The organism is Mucilaginibacter ginsenosidivorax (assembly GCF_007971525.1).
GTDB classification, from domain to species: Bacteria; Bacteroidota; Bacteroidia; order Sphingobacteriales; family Sphingobacteriaceae; genus Mucilaginibacter; species Mucilaginibacter ginsenosidivorax.
In genome coordinates this window covers 96,585-116,488 of record NZ_CP042437.1, presented here as the reverse complement: position 1 = coordinate 116,488, position 19,904 = coordinate 96,585, and the positions used below count along the sequence as shown (strand labels likewise).

The window sequence follows — 19,904 nt, the reverse complement described above, 5'->3', positions numbered from 1 at the left end:
ACAGGTCGTAACGATTTTTTCGGTTTTTACCTGATGGATACTAATGACGTTTTTTTGTTTTGTAAATTAAAATTCTCTCTAATACTTTCCATTTCCCGATAATATCATCGACGCCAGTTGTTCATCCCTGTCATAAATATCCTGGCGAAAATTCAGCTTGTTATCCCTGTCGGTAAAAGCGGTGAAGTAGGCGATAAACACGGGCACTTTCTGCTTTAGCGTTATAGTTTGTTCTTTGCCCAAATGCATTGCCTTGTTAATCTTAGCGGCGGTCCAGGTGGTATCATACTTCAACAGAAAAGCGGCAAGCCTGGCTGGTTCACCAACCCGGATGCAGCCGTGACTAAACGCCCTTGAAGATTCGCCAAATAATGATCGGGATGGCGTATCATGCAAATAAATATTATAACTATTCGGGAACAAAAATTTTACAAGTCCTAAGGAGTTCTCGGGGCCTGGCTTTTGTTTAATTACAGGCAAACCATTCTCGCGGCCGGTAATTATCATATTGTGCTTGCCGATATAATTGACGTTTTTTCGCATTTCGGGTAAAACCTCGTTTCGCACAATGCTTTCAGGCACGTTCCAGTACGGGCTAAATACCACGTATTGCATTTGGCCATAAAATATAACTGTTTGATGCACCTTTTGGCCTACAACCACATTACAGGTCCATAGCAAGCTGTCGGCGTGATAAACGTGCAGCTTAAACTCGGGGATATTTACTGCCAGGTAGTCGCTGTTTAAACTCACCGGGAGCCAGCGGCATCGTTCCATGTTCACAATAATTTGCCTGATGCGTTTTTTTAACGGCACATTCATCTCGGCGAGAGTCCCCGGCCCCGGCAAACCATCGGCAGTTAAGCCGTGCCTTAATTGAAACCGGTTTATGGCTTGTTGCAAAGCATCATCAAAAACATTGCTCAGCGTGTCGCCTTTAAAATCTCCCAACTTATAAAGCCGCGTTCTTATCTGCGGAATAATCGCCGACGAGTCTCCCGGTTTTATACCTTTGGCCGACGGAATAGTGCCCCATTTTTCTTTGGCATCTAAAGCCCGGTACGTGGCAAGATAGGCTTTCAGCAAATCATACTGCCTGTAAACAGGTTCCGACAAGGTGCTGCCGGCTTTGCCGGTTTGTTTTAATAAAGTATCCAGATAATCGTTGTAGGATATTTTTTTACGGGGCAAAAACCAGTTAACAGCTTTGCTGGTAGAATCGCTCATGCCCTGGAAGGCCAGCTTTGAGAATACAAAATATTGTGCAGTAAGCATTAACTCTGTTGCAATGTTGGATTTCGATGTTTTATCGGTAGGCGAAAATATTAACGAATCCAACGCCTTGGGGTAGGGGACGGCTTTGTAAATACCCTCATTTTGCAAATTACCAAGCCTGTCGGCTAAATTTCCGGCCTGTTCAATCAGCTTTCCGTTATTATACCAGGCATAAGCAAATTTGCGCTTGTTGTAAAACTGGTTAATATCCTTAGTATAAGGCGCAAACGCAGGATGAGTTTTTAGGAAAGTGACAAGCAGCGTGCTATCAAAGGTAGCTTCGGTTTGATCGCTGAAACTGCCGGGGATTGTTTTGTTCCATTCCTTAACGGCCTTTTTCTTCAGTGAGTCAGCAGTAGTCTGTTGGCGGTTTCTACCCCCGTGATTGCAGCCTAATGGTATGTATATGAGTGGGATAAGTGCTACGGAAATGTATTTGCAAACGCCTTTTAACATGTATGTTTTTATTGGTAAGTTAAATAACTAAAAGAAGAATAAAAATATTTATAAAAATGTATACTAATTACATAGACTTTATAGTATATTTGTTTCGTTAATTCAAAGGCATGTTAAGCAACACCACAAAATACAAATCAAATAACTTTTTAAATCTCCACGATTTAAGAGGGATTATGTGTATGTGTTGCTGCTGTTGAGTTTCTCTCTCTTAAAACCGCGCATCACCCCAAAAGTTTACTGACCTTGTTATTTAATATATTTTATGAACGCTTACCCGACAAATTATTTAAAGAGACTATTTTTTAATAGTGCGTTGCATTACAGGCAAATCATTTACGGCTTATGCCGTTGTTGAAGGTGAAATTTAATCCATCTGCTCAAATGAACTAATTTAAATACCATCAATAACACTACAAAAATGTCAACTGCCACTAATAAATACCCGTTTTTCGATCTTTCAGAAATTGTTCCTGATCATGATATTGCTTTTAAACCATACTGCGCTTTGCAACCCGTAAAAGCAGGTAATTATATTCCCGATTTAAAGTTTTCCAATGATTATACCCGTTGGCAATCGTTTTTTAATGGTGCGCAAACCCATGGGCCAATTGCTTTAAGGCAGCTGTTAAAAAAGCCCTTAGTGATTGCATTTTACTCCCATCACTGGAAAGAGCAGGGCTTTGAATTGCTAAAACAGTTAAACAACATCCAACAGGAAATAAGGGCAAATGGAGGAAGTTTATTAATTATCAGCGATGAACGGACCGACGAGTTGGCGAAACAAGCCTGGGAAAATAGTTTTACCCTTAATTTTTATCATGACGAGGAGAAAAATATAGCCCAAACATTCAGGGTTTACTCTGATAACGACCCGGTTTGGAATCGCTTTTCTGGTATTGATGTTAATGTGCCTTTACTGGCCACCTATATTGTTGATGCCAATAAACAAGTGATTTACAATCATATTGATCTTGACTTTTTAGGAACTTTCAATGGTGAAGCTATCATTACATCGGTTTACGAATCATCGTTGATAGCTAACAGCAGGAAATCAGCCTAATAATTAAAAACGAAGTTTATTCACAAAAATATTAAACTATGTCAAACGTAATTGATGAGCTTCAGCAAGTAAAAAGCAAAGTACACAGGCAGGTACTAAAAGCTAACGATGAATATGTAAAACATTTTGGCGATAAGGGCAACCTTACTATACCGCCGGCACGCCAGTTTGCCATTTTAACCTGTATGGATGCCCGCCTTGATCCTGCTAAATACGCAGGCCTTGCCGAAGGCGATGCACATGTAATCCGTAACGCAGGTGGCCGGGCAAGCGACGATGCTATCCGTTCATTGGTGATATCGCATAAACTATTGGGCACAAAAGAATGGTTTGTGATACACCATACCGATTGCGGTATGGGCCTGTTTACCGACGATATAATTCGTGGTTTGCTCTCCAAAAGTTTGAATACCGCTACTATCGACGAAAATGGCTGGCGCAATACTGATGAAAATGGCGGATCTGACGAAGCTAACCATATCGCATTTCTCACATTCAAAAATCTTGAAGCAAGCGTTATTGAAGATGTGGAACGGATAAGGCATCATCCGTTAGTAGCAGGGAACATTCCTATTTATGGTTACATATATGATGTACGATCGGGTAAATTGATTGAGGTGCCACAGGCCACACACGCAGGCGAGGTTTTAAACTAAACAATGTCGGCTTAAAATAGTTAATTTGGGTATCTTAGGGGTATCAACACCTCTTTGCACCATACATGAAGCTTGAAAAGCGCGATTACGATGCCATAATAGTAGGATCGGGGCCAAACGGATTGGCGGCTGCAATTTTATTACAGCAAAACGGACTTTCTGTTTTATTGCTCGAAGGTAAAAAAGAAATAGGAGGAGGGTTGCGCACTGCCGAACTAACTCTCCCCGGTTTTAAGCACGATATCTGTTCGGCCATTCATCCACTGGCCGTTGCATCGCCCTTTTTTGAAACATTACCACTTAGCCAACATGGCCTCGAATACCTATTCCCGGAAACAGCAGCCGCCCATCCTTTTGATGATGGAACGGCTGCTGTTTTGTTCAAATCAGTAACGGAAACCGCCAGGTTACTTGGCAAGGATGAGCAGGCATATCTTGATTTAATGCAGCCTGTAGTAAAAAACTGGCCGCTAATTGCCGCCGATGTTTTAGGCCCGCTTCATTATCCGAAACATCCCTTGCTGATGGCACAATTCGGCCTGCCCGCCATAACGCCTTCTACCTGGTTAGCTAAAAAATTTAAAACTAAAGAGGCAAAAGGCTTATTAGCAGGGATGGCAGCGCATTCCATTCAGCCATTAAGCAATGTAGCCACATCTGCTATTGCGCTGGTACTAATGGCGCAGGGGCATTTAAAGGGATGGCCGGTGCCAAAAGGCGGCTCGGAGCAAATAGCGAAGGCATTGGCATCGTATTTTGCATCCATTGGTGGTAAAATTAAAACAGGGTTTTATGTAGAGTCATTAAATCAATTGCCATCATCACATGCTGTTCTATTCGACATTACGCCAAAACAGCTATTAAAAATTGCCGGGCATAAATTTTCTCCCCTATACAAATGGCAATTGGAGCGTTATCGATACGGCGCCGGGGTATTTAAGGTAGATTGGGCTTTGGATACGCCAATACCGTTTAAGACCGAGGCTGTTAAACGGGCGGGAACTGTTCATATCGGTAACACCTTTGCCGAAATTGCACTGGGCGAAGAACTGATTTGGAAAGGCCGGCATTCGGATAAGCCCTACGTGCTTTTGGCCCAGCAAAGTATCTTCGATGCATCGCGGGCACCGGCTGGTAAACACACTGCATGGGCTTATTGCCATGTACCGAATGGTTCAAATGAAGATATGACCGATATTATAGAACGACAGGTTGAGCGTTTTGCGCCTGGTTTTAGGGATACTATTTTGGCTAAGCATACTTTTAACACAGCCCAGCTGGAGGAATATAATCCCAACTACATTGGTGGCGACATTAACGGTGGTGTGATAGACATCGGCCAGTTATTTACGCGGCCGGTGTTAAGGGCCTCGCCTTATAAAACCTCGGCCAAAGGGCTGTACATCTGCTCATCATCTACGCCTCCGGGTGGCGGGGTACACGGGATGTGCGGGTATCACGCGGCTAAGAGGGCGTTGAAAGATATCTGGGGGATAAGCCCCACCCAAACCCTCCCCTGAAGGGGAGGGCTTAAGAAGGGTTTACTGCTATTAACAAAAGGTTTTTTTAAAGTCTCCCCTTCAGGGGAGATTTAGAGGGGCTGTAACTCCAGCGTCACTACCGATTTTGCGGGTAGCGTAACCACCAGTTTATCGCCATCCTTTTTAGCGCCTGTAAAGCTTACCAGGTGCAGCTTGTTTGGGTTTGCAAAAGTGTTAATGTCGGTAATATTGGCCGATGTTAATACCTGGCCTTTAACGGTGCTCCATTTTACGTCTTTTAATTCGGTAGTAATTGTTATGGCGTTATGCATATCAAGGTTAACCAATGATATATGCACTTTTCCTGTGCTGTCTTGCGATGCTGATGCATTTACAGCCTGTATTTTTTTGCCGTCAACCTCGTAGTTTGGTGCATCCAGTTTAATAGGGAGGTATTTGGCATCCTGGTGCACTTTGTACATATCAAAAATATGATAGGTAGGGGTAAGCACTATTTTTTCCTTATCTGTTAAAATAAGTGATTGCAATACGTTAACGGTTTGCGCCAAAGCTGCCATGCGTACACGATCACTGTGGTTATTGAAAATATTAAGTGTTGTTCCCGCAATTAATGCATCGCGCAGACTGTTTTGCTGGAATAAAAAGCCAGGGTTGGTACCTGGTTCTACATCTGTCCAAACACCCCACTCGTCAACCACTAATGCTACTTTTTTTCCCGGGTCATATTTATCCATAATGGCCGAGTGTTTGGTAACCAGCTCTTCCATTTTAAGGCAGTTAACCATGGTGTTAAAGTATTCTTTCTCGCTAAATTCGGTGGCCGATCCTTTTTTACCCCAGTTGCCGGTAGGTATTGTATAATAGTGCAATGACAAACCCGACATTAACCAGTTGGGGATGTTTTTCATACAAACTTCCGTCCAATTATAATCGTCAGAATTTGGTCCGCTGGCAATTTTTTTAAGTTTAGCGCCAGGGTAGTCTTTAGCAAATGCGGCGTAGCGTTTAAACAAATCGGCATAATACTCAGGTGTCATATTACCGCCGCAACCCCAGCTTTCGTTGCCTACACCCCAAATAGTAACGTTATATGGGGCAGGGTGCCCGTTTTTAATACGTTCTTTAACCACGGTGCTGGTACTGTTTGAGTTAAGGTACTCAATCCATTTCGACATTTCTTCAACCGTGCCGCTACCAACGTTGCCAGCTACATAAGGCTCGCATTTAAGCAGCGAGCATAGTTCCAAAAACTCGTGCGTACCAAAGCTGTTATCTTCGGTTGTACCGCCCCAGTTGGTGTTTACCATGCGGGGGCGCAATGCTGTAGGGCCAATGCCATCGCGCCAGTGATATTCATCGGCAAAACATCCGCCAGGCCAGCGCAGGTTAGGTATTTTTATCTTTTTTAGGGCCTCTACCACATCCAGCCTTATTCTGTCCTGTTTTTTAACAGGCAGGGTTTTATCAACCCAAAAACCACCGTAAATGCCGTGGCCCAAATGCTCGGCAAATTGGCCGTAAATGTGCTTGCTGATGGTTGTTTTTGAATCGGTACTGATACTGAGCGTTCCGGTTTGGCTGTAGCCGGATACCGAAATTAAACACAAGGCGGCAGCGCCAAGTGATGAGAGCAAATTTCTTTTCATGGAATAACAGGTTTATGTCGTAAAGAAAAGAAAAAATAATTAATAAGTGTTTTTTTAACAATAAAAAGATTTGAGATGTTAGATATGAGATGAAACTTTAAAATAGGTATTTAGCTTCATTAGTAGGACATTTTCATTTTGCATGGTAAAGTACCGAGCATATTTTTTAACATGTCCTGTCTCAAATCTCATATCTAACATCTCAAATCTATTTCGCTTCCTTCTCCAAAAACTCGTTAAATTTATCGCTGTCGTAATCGGCTGCGCCGGTGTGTTTGTATTTTAGCTTGCCGTCTTTACCAAATATTAGTGTTGTTGGTATGGTACCATCCAGTAAAGCATCCGGAAACGTATTAACCGATGTATACAACGGCAGGTTGTAATGATTGTTCTTGAGGTAAGCAGCCGACTTCAACAAGTCGTTATCGGTATCAACCATTAAAAAAACAATATTGGCGTTATTTTTAAACTTCGAGAAAAGTTTATTTATTGATGGTATTTCAGCAAGGCAGGGTGGGCACCAGGTTGCCCAGTAATTAACAAATACTACCTTGTCTTTCAATCCTGATATGGATATGATATTTCCGGATGCATCCCGGTAGCTATAGTTCGGAAGGCTTACAGTTTCTTTATGGTTACGGGCATAATCATCAGGGTCTGGCTTAAAAGCTCCAACCGCCATCAGCCCACGTATGAGTTCAACTTTGGCGCTGGGGTTTAACCAGGTAATTACAACTAATATCATGAGCACTACAAATATGATATTCGATGCCGAAAAGTGTTTTTTGTTTATCATTTCATAAATTTAATCCTTATGAGGTGTAGTAAGGTAATAATTGAGAAGATTTTCCTGTCAATCCTGAATTTAAAATCTCACGGATTTACAACTCACGAGGGCGATTTGTGGTAATATGTAATTATTACAAACTACGCTATCTATTTATCAATGTGTGTTTAAAACCTTGCCGCTTACAATTTTTAAATTTATTTGTTTTAATAATATTGTAACAATATATTTACCGGTAATTATTACCCTAATAGTTAATCTGGAAAAGTGAAAAGGTTTATTGCAATACTATTACTTAATGTGCATCTGTTCAATTTGGGCGGATACCAGTTTGTATTTCAGTATTTCATACACCAATCTGAGGTACAAATAGTAAAAGAAATCTACGAAAATAAGATTGACGCTACCAAACTTGTTGAAATCAAAATTCCCGTTCACCTTCCTGGTATAAAAAAATGGGATCATTATGTTAGGGATAATGGCCAGTTGCAATTAAAGGGTGTTTATTATAATTATTTAAGATACAAAATGTCGCCCGATACCATGTCGTTCATTTGTATCGCCAATAGTGTAAAAACCCGCCTCGTATCTGCCAATCTGGTAATTGCCAAAGAGATTAATGACGTACCGCTAAGCAAAAAAGGCCACGATTCGCTTAAAAAGTCGGGTACCGGAAATGACTATAGTTTCCAGGTGATAGACTATCAGTTTATTGCCTTTTCAACACAGCTTAAAGCCGTTGCAAGCCCTATAGCCTACCATGTTAACGATCCTTACATCGAATCTCCCGGCAAACCGCCGAATTTTACCTGCTAATTATAGCTTATAAATTATAATGTTGAATTGTTCTTTATCAATATGATAATAGCAGTTTGATTTATCGTTATTACCATATTCTTTTAGTCTGTATAGGGCTTTAAACCAATATCTTGATAACACCCATATTATAAGCTCCCGATTTTATGCTGAATTAATATTTAACGCATTGTGTTGTGCTTTAAATCATTTTCTATCAGTTAGTTTATTATTAAATTTTTATTGAATTTCCTTACTTAAATCGAATGAAACATTCATTGCTGTATTTTTACAGATGCTGTATTGTTTTGGCTGTTTGCCTTACTTTAACTAAACATGTACAAGCCCAAACTGATGCCGACGCGCTGATGATTCCCAAGAACTACGTTTGCGCCGCAGGTGTTTACACACACAGCCAGTGGGATCATTATTGGGAAGGTACTTTTAAACGCGATGCGCCCAACCTGGGTACCGTAAGCTCGAACGCTTATATGCTGGGCTTTGTTTATGGCCTTTCAAACAAAATCAACGTATCTGTTGCGCTGCCTTATATCAGCACCAATGCATCAGCGGGCACTTTACGCGGCGAACATAATTTACAGGATGTAAGTGCATATGTAAAATGGCTGGCTGTTAAACATGAGATAGGTAAAGGATCTTTGAGTTTACATGCTATCCTTTCAGGCTCCATACCTGCAAGTAATTACGAGGCTGATTTTTTACCATTATCCATCGGCTTGCACAGTAAAAATGTTGCTTTACGCGGTTTACTCAATTACCAGGTTAGCCAGTTTTTTGTGGCCGGTGCCTACCAGTATGTACGCAGGAGCAATATCACTATTGACAGAAACTCGTATTATACTACCGAAATGCATTACACCAACGAGGTGCAAATGCCCGATGTATCTAATTACTTAATCAGTGCCGGTTTCCGGAGCCTTCAATTTAATGCCGAGGCTACTTTTACACAGGTTGATACCCATGGTGGCTTTGATATCAGGAAAAATGATAATCCTTTCCCAAGTAATAAAATGAATTCGCAGCTTGCGGGCCTTATCCTTAAATACACATTTACCAAGATACCCGGGTTAGAACTTACAGCAGGCGGTAACTATGTATTGAAAGGCAGAAACGTGGGCCAGTCGCGCAGTTTCTACGGTGGTATTTACTATATTTTTAATACCAGGAAAGAGAAATAATTTTTAATAATTAAAATAGAATCTGATGAAAAAATCATTACTTTATATAATACCATCAATGTTTATAGGCGTGGCTATATTCAGCGCATCCTGTAAAAAAGACATTGTAGACCGCACTCAACAATACCCTGCACTTGCACCGGCTAATATTGATCTTAACGCCGATACCTGGAAACCCGTGCTGGTTAAAGATTTTAGTACACTTACCGTAGCTGCGCCCGATGCAGTTACATCACCTGCATACCTTGCAGATATTAACGAAATTAAAGCAGCGCAACGTAATTTAACGGATGACCAAAAAGCTGCTATCAAATACTGGAGCGCAGGTGCTGTTTTAAGGTGGAACGAGATTATGCGCCAATTGGTTGCCAAACATAATGTTGCGCCATATCAAAATGCCGATGGCACTTATCCTGCGCCAAACTCGGCCAACCCCTTTAATTATCCGGAGTTTCCGTTCTCAAACCCGCCATATGCTGCACGCGCTTATGCTTACGTGAGCGCAGCGCAGTATGATGCATTGTTGGCTGCATGGCACTTTAAAAATACTTATAAACGTACGGCTCCATACAAAAACGATGCTGCGGTTCAGGCTTTGGTACCGGTTTCAGAGCTGCCATCGTACCCAAGTGAAGATGCCGTAGTTGCCGGTACAACAGTTGAGCTGATGAAATTATTATTCCCTACCGAATTGGCTTACATCAACCAAAAAGCGCAGGAAGAAAAGGAATACCGTATAATGGCAGGTGCTAATACCCGTGGCGAGATCACGGCAGGCGAATCATTAGGTAAACAGGTTGCAGCTTTATTTGCAGCACGCGCCCGCGGCGATAGGGCAGGTAAAGCTATTGGCGATGCTACCGTATGGGCAAAGCTACAGACCACAGCATTTGAATCAGGAAAATTTTGGGTGAGTTTAGAAACACCTAAAAGGCCACCAATGTTGCCTTTATTTTCAAAAGTACTTCCATTTTTGTTTGATACGTTAACTGTTGTTTCATTACGTCCGGCGCCACCTTATTTATCTACTTCTGCCGAGTATAAGAAAGAGGTTGATGAAGTATTATCAATGAGCAAAGATCATAGCCGCGCCCATGAAGAGCAGGTTGCTTTTTGGGCTGATGGTATTGGTACGTATACACCGGCCGGCCACTGGAATGCTATTGCCGCCGATGAGTTTGTGAAACAAAATTATAGCGAAGTGCGTTGGGCCCGTAATTTTGCGCTGTTAAACATGGCCGAAATGGATGCTGCCATTGTGTGCTGGGATACCAAATATTTTTACTTCAACCAGCGCCCTTCACAGGTTGATCCGCTGATTAAAACACTTACAGGTGTGCCAAATTTCCCGGCTTATACATCGGGGCACTCTAACTTTAGTGGTGCAGCTGCCACCGTGTTAACTTATTTATTACCCGATAGGGGAACTAAGTTTACAGATCTGGCGCAGGCCGCTGCCATGTCAAGATTGTACGGCGGTATCCACTTCCGCAGCGATTGTGAAGTTGGTTTGGTAACCGGCAAAGCGGTGGGTCAATACGCGGTTAACAGGGGTAAGGCAGACGGAGCAGGATTATAACGAGCAGAGGGGACTTTAAAATACAAAAAGATGTCGCGTTTAATTTCAGATAAAAATATATACTACACGCTAAGGTTTGCATCGGCAATGTGTTTTATAGGTCATGGTGCTTTTGGCATCATAACCAAACAAATATGGTGTAACTATTTTGCTGTAGTTGGTATTGGGCACGATATGTCGTATACCCTTATGCCCTATGTAGGTATGATGGATATTTTGTTTGGTTTATCGCTGCTAATATATCCAATGAGAGCAGTAGCCGGCTGGCTGGTAGTGTGGGGGATAATAACAGCGTCCATGCGCCCCTTGTCAGGCGAGCCATTTGCTGAGTTTATTGAAAGGGCAGGCAATTTTGGCGCTCCATTTGTACTGCTGCTAATGCAGGGTGGTTTTAAAATACCTCTTAAAAAATGGTTTAGCCGGATGGACGATAATGTAAACCTGGATGCTGCTACTTTAAAAAATGTTTTAAACTACTTAAAGCTATTTGCATTCCTGCTGTTGTTGGGCCATGGTTGGTTAAACTTTATTCAAAAGCAGGGTTTAATTAATCAGTACCGCGCTTTGGGATTTAACGATCCGGGCAAAACCGCGCTGATAGTTGGCATTTTTGAAGTTTTAGCAGCGCTTTCTGTACTTATTCGCCCTTTTGCAAATATCCTGCTGGTGTTTATCATCTGGAAAATAACAAGCGAACTCTTTTACCCTAAATACGAAATATTTGAATGGGTTGAGCGCGGTGGCAGCTATGGGATATTGTTATCCCTGTGGTTTGCTGTTAAGCGGTCGCCTACTGGTTTTTTATCATGGCCTTTTAAAAAATCGACCGGTTTACAAACTAATTAATTAACCTAATACCCTGTAAAAAGCAGGTTTTAGCTGGGTTTTATCACCCGGCCTTGATATTCAATTATCTAACCAATAATAAAAACAAAAAAAAACTATGAAACTAATTTTAAAATTGAGCTGTGTAGCAGCTGTATTTGCACTTTTTACCACCACAAAAGTAAACGCCCAGGGTTGTGTGGCCATCAGGAGTACTGGTGGTTTGTGCGCGATGGATGAACATCCGGATAGTGCCAGCGCTGCCGAGGGAAGCTGGTTGCTGAATAGCAATAGCCGTTATTTCAGATCATACAAACATTTTGTGGGTACGGCCGAACAAAAACAACGTATAGCTTTAGGTACCAATGTTATTAACCATGCTTACACCAATGACATAACACTTACCCGTATTTTTAACAACCGCTGGTCGTTTGCGGTGGATGTACCAATTGTTGATAACAGCCGTTCGTCGTTATATGAGCATGGCGGTAAAGAGCGTTTACAAACACATTCATTTGGCCTTGGCGATGTTAGGTTAACCGCGTATGCATGGTTATTAAACCCCGCTAAAGCCCGTAAGGGAAATATCCAGGTAGGTTTGGGCTTAAAACTGGCTACCGGTGCATACAACTACCAGGACTATTTTTACCACCAGGGTACAACCGATGCTAAAGTACTTGGCCCGGTTGATCAATCAATTCAGCTGGGTGATGGCGGCACAGGCATCACAACCGAAATTAATGCTTATTATAATTTTACCCACAAATTTGGTGTGTATGGCGGCTTTTATTACCTGATGAGCCCACGCGAGCAAAATGGAGTGTCAACAGCCCGCGGTGGTACTGCAAGTGCCAAAGCCATTGCAAACGGCAGCGATATTATGAGCGTGCCAGACCAGGTTATGCTTAGGGCTGGTGCAAGCTACGGTACAGGTAAATTTGATTTTTCGGCAGGCGCACGTTATGAGTGCTTACCTGTTCATGACCTTGTAGGTGGCAGTAACGGTTTCAGAAGGCCGGGTAATATCCTTTCGGCCGAGCCTGGGGTTACATTCCGTTTAAAAACACTTTCTATTTATGCGTTTGTGCCTGTTGCACTACGTCGCGAACGTACACAAAGCGTTCCTGATAAAATCTCAACCGATCTTACCGGAACATATACACAAGGCGATGCGGCATTTGCCGATTACGCTGTTAATATTGGAATTACGTACAGGTTTAAATAAAGTTGATTCAATGGTTTAAGTAAAAGCCGGGCTTGAGACCCCCGGCTTTTTTGTTTTTATGGCAAATAATTTGCGTTATGTTGCTTCTTTTATATCGTTTCTGACCCACCTGTTGCCATATCGTAAGTTTTTAAAATATTTAAATATGTTTTCGCAACTTTATCAATAGTATTTTTAGATTTGAAAATACTATAGTTTTACAATATGAGCACTCCCGAAGAAAATTTTGCAGCATTGGGCTTAAACCTGCCGCCTGCACCAAAGCCGCTTGGCGTTTATAAACCATGTTTAGTTGATGGAAAATACCTTTACTTATCTGGCCACGGAACGGTACAGGATGATGGAACCCTGATTATAGGCCGTATTGGCGATACCATAAATATGGAAGATGGCAAACTTGCTGCCCGCCAGGTTGGTTTGGCTATGCTTGCCACTATTAAAGCAAACATAGGCAGCTTTGATAACGTAAAAAGAGTTATCAAAGTACTGGGTATGGTTAACTGCACCCCCGATTTTGAAAAGCATCCCTTCATCATAAACGGCGCCAGCGAACTTTTTGCCAAAATCTGGGGCGAGGAAAATGGAATTGGTGTACGCAGCGCGGTAGGCATGGGATCGTTGCCCGATAACATCCCTGTTGAAATTGAGGCTTTGTTTGAATTGGTTTAATGAATAGAATCAAGAATTAAGAGTCAAGAATCAAGACAGAAAAAATCCCGGGAATCTGAAACTCTCTTTAATCCCGGTTCAGACAAAAATATGGATCAACACTGGTTTATAATTAATAATGTAGATAAGCTGGATACCCCGGCTTTGGTTGTTTATCCCGATAGGGTACAGTCCAACATCAATATGCTTAAAACCATGATTGATGATGTGGCACGATTACGCCCTCATATTAAAACTTACAAAAACAAACAGGTTACGCAGCTATTGCTTGAAGCCGGGATTAATAAATTCAAGTGCGCCACCATTGCCGAAGCAGAGCTGCTGGGCATGTGTAAAGCGCCCGATGTTTTGCTGGCTTACCAGCCTGTTGGCCCCAAGCTGGATAGGTTTATCAAATTAACCCACGCTTATCCGCAAACCCGCTTCTCGTGTTTAGTTGATAACGATTTAGCAGCCAAAGAAATTTCGGATGCCGCTGTAGTTAGTAAAATTACCATTGATGTTTACCTTGATCTGAATGTTGGCATGAACCGTACAGGCATTGCACCCGGTTTTGATGCGCTACAGTTATATATGGATTGCGCCGTATTGCCAGGGATTACGCCGGTTGGCTTGCATGCTTACGACGGCCACATTCACGATGTTGACGTGACAAAGCGAAAACAGCGCTGCGATGCCGGTTTTGCACCTGTATTAAAGCTGCAACAGGATTTGAAAGCGAAAGATTATCCCGAACCGGTTATTATTGCCGGCGGCTCGCCAACGTTTACCATTCATTCAAAAAGACCTGTTGTAGAATGCAGCCCGGGTACTTTTGTTTATTGGGACAGGGGTTATGAATTGGGGATACCGGAGCAGCCCTTTTTGCCGGCAGTATTGGTAGTTACACGGGTTGTATCGTTGCCCGATGCTACTAAACTTTGCCTGGATGTTGGGCACAAATCTATTTCGGCTGAAAATGAACTGAACAAACGGATTTACTTTTTAAATGCACCCCAACTGGTACCCCTTGGCCAAAGCGAGGAACATTTGGTTGTTGATGCGGGTAAAGGGCATAGCTATGAGATAGGCGACGTGCTTTATGGCATCCCGCATCATGTATGCCCAACGGTGGCTTTGTATGAACGCGTTTATACCATCGAAAATAATAAACTTACCGGCGAATGGCTTAACCTGGCCCGCGACCGTAAAATCACTATCTGATCATAAAAAAATATGTTTGTAATTGATGCCCATTTAGATCTGAGCATGAACGCCCTGGAGTGGAACCGCGACTTAACCCGCCCCCTGGCCGAATTAAACCAGCGTGAAGTTGGGCTTACCGACAAACCTGACCGCGCCAAAGCCGTTGTTACTTTGCCCGAATTGCGTAAGGGTAATATTGGTTTGGTGGTAGCCACACAAATTGGCCGTTACGTGGCTCCCGGTAACCCGTTGCCGGGCTGGCACTCGCCCGAACAGGCCTGGGCGCAAACACAGGGACAGGTAGCCTGGTACAAAGCCATGGAAGATGCCGGCCAGATGGTGCAGGTAAATAATCTGGAGTCATTAGAGAAACATCTTACTTATTGGAACGATGGTCAATCCACAGAAACTAAGGCTGTAGGATACATCCTGAGTTTGGAAGGCGCAGACTCAATTGTTACGGTACAACATCTGGAACGCGCCCATAAATACGGCCTGAGGGCTGTAGGCCCGGCCCACTACGGCCCCGGCAGGTATGCCCAGGGTACCGATGCAACCGGCTATATGGGGCCAAAAGGGCATGAGTTGCTTAAAGAAATGGAACGCCTGAATATTATCCTGGATGCAACGCACCTGTGCGATGATAGTTTTTGGGAGGCCCTTGATCATTTCAACGGCCACGTTTGGGCCAGCCACAACAACTGCCGCGCACTGGTAAACCACAACCGACAGTACAGCGACGAGATGATTAAGGCGTTGGTTGATCGCGGGGCGGTAATTGGTGCTGCATTGGATGCCTGGATGATGGTGCCGGGATGGGTGAGGGGCGTATCAACCCCCAAAGGGATGAACTGCAATATGGAGGTGATGGTAGACCACATCGATCATATTTGCCAGGTAGCCGGTAACGCGCTGCATGTAGGTATGGGTACCGATCTTGACGGCGCTTTTGGCCGGGAGCAATGCCCATATGACCTGGAGACCATTGCCGATTTGCAAAAAGTGCCCGATTTATTAAAAAAACGAGGTTATACCGATGTTGACATTGAAAACATGATGCACGGTAACTGGCTAAGATTTTTGAGGAAGGCCTGGGGGTAAAGTTTGAATAACCATGTTGTTAAATGTTTTCGTTAGATTCTGGAGTAACAATTCCTGGGAATATTTTGTTCAAATCTTGATTCTTGACTCTTAATTCTTGATTCTTCTTTTTCACCCTCGTGTAAAACATCTCCTGTAATTCTGTTAATTATTTCAAATAAGCCTACTTTGCATTCATGAATGCAGAACAAGCAAGATTAAAAGATGCAACCTGGAAAAAGTGGGGCCCCTATGTGAGTGACCGCCAATGGGGTACTGTTAGGGAAGATTACAGCGCGAATGGCGATGCCTGGAACTATATAACCCATGATATGGCCCGCAGCAAAGCCTATCGCTGGGGCGAGGAAGGCATAGCCGGCATTTGCGACCGCCAGCAAAATCTTTGTTTTGCGATATCCCTCTGGAATAAAAAAGACCCCATCATCAAGGAGCGTTACTTCGGCCTCAGTAACCCCGAGGGAAACCACGGCGAGGATGTTAAGGAATTATACTATTACCTGGATAGCACGCCAACGCACTCGTACATGAAAACGTTGTACAAGTACCCGCAAAATGAATTTCCGTACGCCTGGCTGGTTAACGAAAACAAGCGCCGTACCCGCAATGATCCCGAGTTTGAGCTGATAGATACCGGTATTTTTGATAACGACGAATATTTTGATGTTTTTACAGAATATGCCAAGAATGACCAAAATGATATCCTTATAAAAATTACCATCCATAATCGGGGCGATAAGGATGCCGCATTGAATGTGATGCCTACACTGTGGTTTCGTAATACCTGGGGCTGGGGATATGATGATTACAAGCCGCAAATCTCGGCCCATGGTAACGGCGTAACCGGCATATTTCATGAAGATCTCGGGCAGCTTTGGCTGCATTCGGAGGATAATCCTGCGGTATTGTTTTGCGATAATGAAACCAACATGCAGCGGCTATATAATTTTGATAGCGGCCACAACTACCATAAAGACGGTATTAATGATTATGTAGTTCACGGGGCCGATACTATCAACCCAAAGAAAACCGGTACAAAGGCAGCAATTAATTATGATATAAACGTTGCCGCCAGGCAAAGCGTTACCATCAGGCTCAGGCTTTCGCCGGATGCCAATTGCGGTTTTGAGGACTTTGACAATATATTTAATGTACGTATAACCGAGGCCGACCAGTTTTACGCAGATATTTACAGTAATAAAGACGATGCCGACAAGTGCCTTATTCAACGCCAGGCTTTTGCCGGGATGCTGTGGAATAAGCAATTTTATTATTCCGATATTCGTCAATGGCTCAACGGCGATCCTTCGCAGCCCGAGCCACCCGCCAGCCGTGAAAATGCACGCAACAGCAAATGGAAACATTTAAATACCAAGGATGTAATATCGATGCCCGATAAATGGGAATATCCCTGGTTTGCCGCCTGGGACCTGGCTTTCCATTGCCTTCCATTAGCGACAATTGATATGGCATTCGCAAAAAATCAACTCATACTACTTACCCGCGATTGGTATATGCATCCCAACGGGCAACTGCCGGCCTATGAATGGGATTTTAGCGATGTAAACCCGCCGGTGCATGCCATGGCCGTCTGGAATATTTATAAAACGGATAAGGCTGCAAATAACGGAAAGGGCGATACCTACTTTTTGGAAAGGATTTTCCATAAACTCATGCTCAATTTTACCTGGTGGGTAAACCGTAAGGACGAGGCCGGTAACAATATCTTTGAAGGCGGCTTTCTTGGCATGGATAATATCGGTGTTTTCGACAGAAATACCCGCCTGCCATCCGGACAACACCTGGAACAAGCCGATGGTACCAGTTGGATGGCCATGTACTCGCTTAACCTGTTACGCATAGCAACCGAGCTTGCCGAAACGGATAAGGCATACCAGGATATAGCTTCGAAATTTTTTGAGCACTTTATTTATATCGTGGGGGCCATGTCAAACCTTGGCGAGAATAACGAAGGACTTTGGGACGACGAAGATGGCTTTTTTTACGACCAGATCCGTTTCCCGGATGATGGCTCGGTAAAAATGCGGGTAAGAAGCATCGTAGGCTTGATTCCGCTATTCGCAACGGAGGTATTAGATGAGGCCGATATAGCCGATAGCCCGATATTTAAAGAGCGGATGAAATGGTTTGCCGAAAAACGCCCGGATTTGGCATCCTTAGTCTCGCGCTGGAACGAGACAAGTAACAATGGCAAACATCTTATCAGTTTGCTGCGTGGGTACAGGATGAAATCGTTGCTGAAATACATGCTGGACGAAAAGGAGTTTTTAAGTGATTACGGTATCCGCTCCTTATCTAAATATCACCTGGACAATCCATATAAGGTATCAGTTAACGGAGTTGATTTTGGTATTCGGTACACCCCCGGCGAAAGTGATAGCGGACTTTTTGGCGGCAACAGCAACTGGCGGGGGCCTATCTGGATGCCAATAAACTACCTGATCATCGATAGCTTGCATCGTTTTCACCATTTTTATGGCGACGATTTTAAAGTAGAATGCCCCACCGGCTCCGGCAACTTTATGAACCTTGGCGAAGTGGCGGGCGAACTTTACAACCGCGTATCTAAATTGTTTACGCGCGATGATAAAGGTAACCGTCCGTTATTCGGCGCAAATCACAAAATGCAAACCGATCCGAATTTTAAGGACTATATACTTTTTTACGAATATTTTGACGGCGATACAGGCAGGGGCGCAGGAGCATCTCACCAAACCGGGTGGACCGGGCTGATTGCTAATTGTTTGCACAAGTAGCCCCTCTTAATCCTCCCTGGGAGAAAGACTTAAAAAAGTCTCTCTAATTCGAGTGAGATCTTTGGAGAAAAACTTAATGTGTAAAAAAGACACAATAAACTTTAATTTGCTGATAATTATTATTTAGATTTACTGTACCACTTAAAACTAAATTATCAGCATGAATTACAACAGGAGAAAATTTATCCAAAGCACCGGGACTTTGGTGCTTGGCGGCATGGCCTTATCTGGCAGGGCTGCATCCTTATTGAGCAATATGGCTGCTCCGCATGCCATTGGTTTACAGCTATTCACTTTTTTTGGAGTTATTGACGAGGATGTAAAAGGCACGCTGACAAAAATAGCAGCCCTTGGCTTCAAAGACATGGAATCGGCCTTCAGCAAAAAAGGCGGCTACTATGGTATGACACCCAAAGAGTTTAAAGCCATGGTAAATGACCTGGGCATGAACTGGACATCGCACCACGTGTTGGGCGCACCATTTAAACTCCCTCCCGGAACAAAGTTGCCAAACGGCGCCGATGGCAAACCGATGGTTATACCGCCAATGAAAAACCTGCGCGATAATATGCGGGAGCTGGTTGATGATGCAGCCGCAGGCGGTATTAAATACCTGGTTTGCGCCAATTCGCCAACTGCAACGCTCGAAGAAATCAAATCGACCATTGAAGTATTGAACAAAACGGGTGAGGCCGCCAAAAAGGTAGGTATCCAATTTGCCTATCATAATCATGATATGGAATTTCATGCCGTTGACGGCAAAGTTCCTTATGATCTTTTGCTGAGCGAAACCGATCCACAGAATGTAAAAATGGAGCTCGACTTGGCATGGGCCGTTAAAGGCGGTAAAGACCCTGTCGAAATGTTTAAACAACATCCCGGCCGTTTCCCGCTTTGGCATGTGAAAGATTTGGATGCCGAGCGTAAAACCATTTTACCTGTAGGCAGCGGCACTATCGACTTTAAGCCAATCTTCGCAGCCGCTAAATCAGCCGGCATGAAGCATTTCTTTGTTGAACACGACGGGCCAAAAGATCCGCTGGCAAGCATTACCAGCAGCATAGGTTATTTAAAAAATACGTTGAAGGTTTAAGCCCCCTCTAAATCTCCCCCGGTAGGGGAGACTTTTGGTTTGCAATGCCTTCTTAAAGTCCTCCCTTCCGGGGA

Annotated in this window: 16 protein-coding genes; 13 read left to right on the top strand and 3 right to left on the bottom strand. The window is 43.3% G+C overall.

Annotated features, from left to right (window positions below; translation table 11 throughout):
• Window positions 1-78: 78 nt before the first annotated feature.
• Window positions 79-1,731: a L,D-transpeptidase family protein gene (locus FSB76_RS00440; protein WP_147051647.1), complete on the bottom strand. Its 1,653-nt coding sequence runs from the start codon at window positions 1,729-1,731 to the stop codon at window positions 79-81.
• A gap of 421 nt (window positions 1,732-2,152) precedes the next feature.
• Here FSB76_RS00440 and FSB76_RS00435 point away from each other — a divergent pair, with 421 nt between their 5' ends.
• From FSB76_RS00435 to FSB76_RS00425, 3 genes are all read left to right on the top strand, one after another.
• A complete protein-coding gene (locus tag FSB76_RS00435; RefSeq protein ID WP_147051646.1) occupies window positions 2,153-2,794 on the top strand; it encodes a peroxiredoxin family protein in 642 nt (213 codons plus the stop codon).
• Window positions 2,795-2,832: 38 nt separating this feature from the next.
• Window positions 2,833-3,450, top strand: coding sequence for a beta-class carbonic anhydrase (locus tag FSB76_RS00430; RefSeq protein ID WP_147051645.1), 618 nt, complete (start codon window positions 2,833-2,835; stop codon window positions 3,448-3,450).
• 65 nt (window positions 3,451-3,515) lie between these two features.
• Window positions 3,516-4,970, top strand: a complete 1,455-nt coding sequence (locus FSB76_RS00425; protein WP_147051644.1) for a phytoene desaturase family protein — start codon at window positions 3,516-3,518, stop codon at window positions 4,968-4,970.
• Between the two features lie 71 nt (window positions 4,971-5,041).
• Here FSB76_RS00425 and FSB76_RS00420 read toward each other — a convergent pair whose 3' ends face one another.
• Window positions 5,042-6,598 (bottom strand): alpha-N-arabinofuranosidase, encoded by a 1,557-nt coding sequence (locus FSB76_RS00420; RefSeq protein WP_147051643.1) that lies wholly within the window; start codon window positions 6,596-6,598, stop codon window positions 5,042-5,044.
• A 208-nt stretch (window positions 6,599-6,806) separates the two neighbouring features.
• The gene (locus FSB76_RS00415) at window positions 6,807-7,394 is read right to left on the bottom strand and encodes a TlpA family protein disulfide reductase (RefSeq protein WP_147051642.1); all 588 of its coding nucleotides are present in this window, start codon (window positions 7,392-7,394) and stop codon (window positions 6,807-6,809) included.
• Between the two features lie 258 nt (window positions 7,395-7,652).
• Between FSB76_RS00415 and FSB76_RS00410 the strand changes: the two genes are divergently transcribed.
• From FSB76_RS00410 to FSB76_RS00365, 10 genes are all read left to right on the top strand, one after another.
• Window positions 7,653-8,201, top strand: coding sequence for a hypothetical protein (locus FSB76_RS00410; RefSeq protein WP_147051641.1), 549 nt, complete (start codon window positions 7,653-7,655; stop codon window positions 8,199-8,201).
• Between the two features lie 245 nt (window positions 8,202-8,446).
• Window positions 8,447-9,379 carry a hypothetical protein gene (locus tag FSB76_RS00405; RefSeq protein ID WP_147051640.1) on the top strand — a complete coding sequence of 311 codons (933 nt, stop codon included), beginning with the start codon at window positions 8,447-8,449 and terminating at the stop codon, window positions 9,377-9,379.
• A 25-nt stretch (window positions 9,380-9,404) separates the two neighbouring features.
• The gene (locus FSB76_RS00400) at window positions 9,405-10,958 is read left to right on the top strand and encodes a phosphatase PAP2 family protein (protein ID WP_147051639.1); all 1,554 of its coding nucleotides are present in this window, start codon (window positions 9,405-9,407) and stop codon (window positions 10,956-10,958) included.
• 30 nt (window positions 10,959-10,988) lie between these two features.
• Complete coding sequence (locus tag FSB76_RS00395; RefSeq protein ID WP_147051638.1) at window positions 10,989-11,804, top strand: hypothetical protein; 816 nt, start codon at window positions 10,989-10,991, stop codon at window positions 11,802-11,804.
• A 97-nt stretch (window positions 11,805-11,901) separates the two neighbouring features.
• On the top strand, window positions 11,902-13,008 hold the full coding sequence (locus tag FSB76_RS00390) for a hypothetical protein (RefSeq protein ID WP_225976372.1): 1,107 nt from the start codon (window positions 11,902-11,904) through the stop codon (window positions 13,006-13,008).
• A 204-nt stretch (window positions 13,009-13,212) separates the two neighbouring features.
• A complete protein-coding gene (locus FSB76_RS00385; RefSeq protein WP_147051637.1) occupies window positions 13,213-13,677 on the top strand; it encodes a RidA family protein in 465 nt (154 codons plus the stop codon).
• A gap of 90 nt (window positions 13,678-13,767) precedes the next feature.
• Window positions 13,768-14,880 carry a D-TA family PLP-dependent enzyme gene (locus tag FSB76_RS00380; RefSeq protein WP_147051636.1) on the top strand — a complete coding sequence of 371 codons (1,113 nt, stop codon included), beginning with the start codon at window positions 13,768-13,770 and terminating at the stop codon, window positions 14,878-14,880.
• 12 nt (window positions 14,881-14,892) lie between these two features.
• The gene (locus tag FSB76_RS00375) at window positions 14,893-15,963 is read left to right on the top strand and encodes a dipeptidase (protein ID WP_147051635.1); all 1,071 of its coding nucleotides are present in this window, start codon (window positions 14,893-14,895) and stop codon (window positions 15,961-15,963) included.
• A 176-nt stretch (window positions 15,964-16,139) separates the two neighbouring features.
• Complete coding sequence (locus FSB76_RS00370; protein ID WP_147051634.1) at window positions 16,140-18,737, top strand: MGH1-like glycoside hydrolase domain-containing protein; 2,598 nt, start codon at window positions 16,140-16,142, stop codon at window positions 18,735-18,737.
• A 160-nt stretch (window positions 18,738-18,897) separates the two neighbouring features.
• The gene (locus tag FSB76_RS00365) at window positions 18,898-19,830 is read left to right on the top strand and encodes a sugar phosphate isomerase/epimerase family protein (RefSeq protein WP_147051633.1); all 933 of its coding nucleotides are present in this window, start codon (window positions 18,898-18,900) and stop codon (window positions 19,828-19,830) included.
• The last annotated feature ends 74 nt before the right edge of the window (window positions 19,831-19,904 follow it).

What these genes read in the sequence shown, in the direction of transcription:
- FSB76_RS00440 (WP_147051647.1), bottom strand. Translation starts at nt 1,731, where the DNA reads ATGTTAAAAGGCGTTTGCAAATACATTTCCGTAGCACTTATCCCACTC.
- FSB76_RS00435 (WP_147051646.1), top strand. Translation starts at nt 2,153, where the DNA reads ATGTCAACTGCCACTAATAAATACCCGTTTTTCGATCTTTCAGAAATT.
- FSB76_RS00430 (WP_147051645.1), top strand. Translation starts at nt 2,833, where the DNA reads ATGTCAAACGTAATTGATGAGCTTCAGCAAGTAAAAAGCAAAGTACAC.
- FSB76_RS00425 (WP_147051644.1), top strand. Translation starts at nt 3,516, where the DNA reads ATGAAGCTTGAAAAGCGCGATTACGATGCCATAATAGTAGGATCGGGG.
- FSB76_RS00420 (WP_147051643.1), bottom strand. Translation starts at nt 6,598, where the DNA reads ATGAAAAGAAATTTGCTCTCATCACTTGGCGCTGCCGCCTTGTGTTTA.
- FSB76_RS00415 (WP_147051642.1), bottom strand. Translation starts at nt 7,394, where the DNA reads ATGATAAACAAAAAACACTTTTCGGCATCGAATATCATATTTGTAGTG.
- FSB76_RS00405 (WP_147051640.1), top strand. Translation starts at nt 8,447, where the DNA reads ATGAAACATTCATTGCTGTATTTTTACAGATGCTGTATTGTTTTGGCT.
- FSB76_RS00400 (WP_147051639.1), top strand. Translation starts at nt 9,405, where the DNA reads ATGAAAAAATCATTACTTTATATAATACCATCAATGTTTATAGGCGTG.
- FSB76_RS00395 (WP_147051638.1), top strand. Translation starts at nt 10,989, where the DNA reads ATGTCGCGTTTAATTTCAGATAAAAATATATACTACACGCTAAGGTTT.
- FSB76_RS00390 (WP_225976372.1), top strand. Translation starts at nt 11,902, where the DNA reads ATGAAACTAATTTTAAAATTGAGCTGTGTAGCAGCTGTATTTGCACTT.
- FSB76_RS00385 (WP_147051637.1), top strand. Translation starts at nt 13,213, where the DNA reads ATGAGCACTCCCGAAGAAAATTTTGCAGCATTGGGCTTAAACCTGCCG.
- FSB76_RS00380 (WP_147051636.1), top strand. Translation starts at nt 13,768, where the DNA reads ATGGATCAACACTGGTTTATAATTAATAATGTAGATAAGCTGGATACC.
- FSB76_RS00375 (WP_147051635.1), top strand. Translation starts at nt 14,893, where the DNA reads ATGTTTGTAATTGATGCCCATTTAGATCTGAGCATGAACGCCCTGGAG.
- FSB76_RS00370 (WP_147051634.1), top strand. Translation starts at nt 16,140, where the DNA reads ATGAATGCAGAACAAGCAAGATTAAAAGATGCAACCTGGAAAAAGTGG.
- FSB76_RS00365 (WP_147051633.1), top strand. Translation starts at nt 18,898, where the DNA reads ATGAATTACAACAGGAGAAAATTTATCCAAAGCACCGGGACTTTGGTG.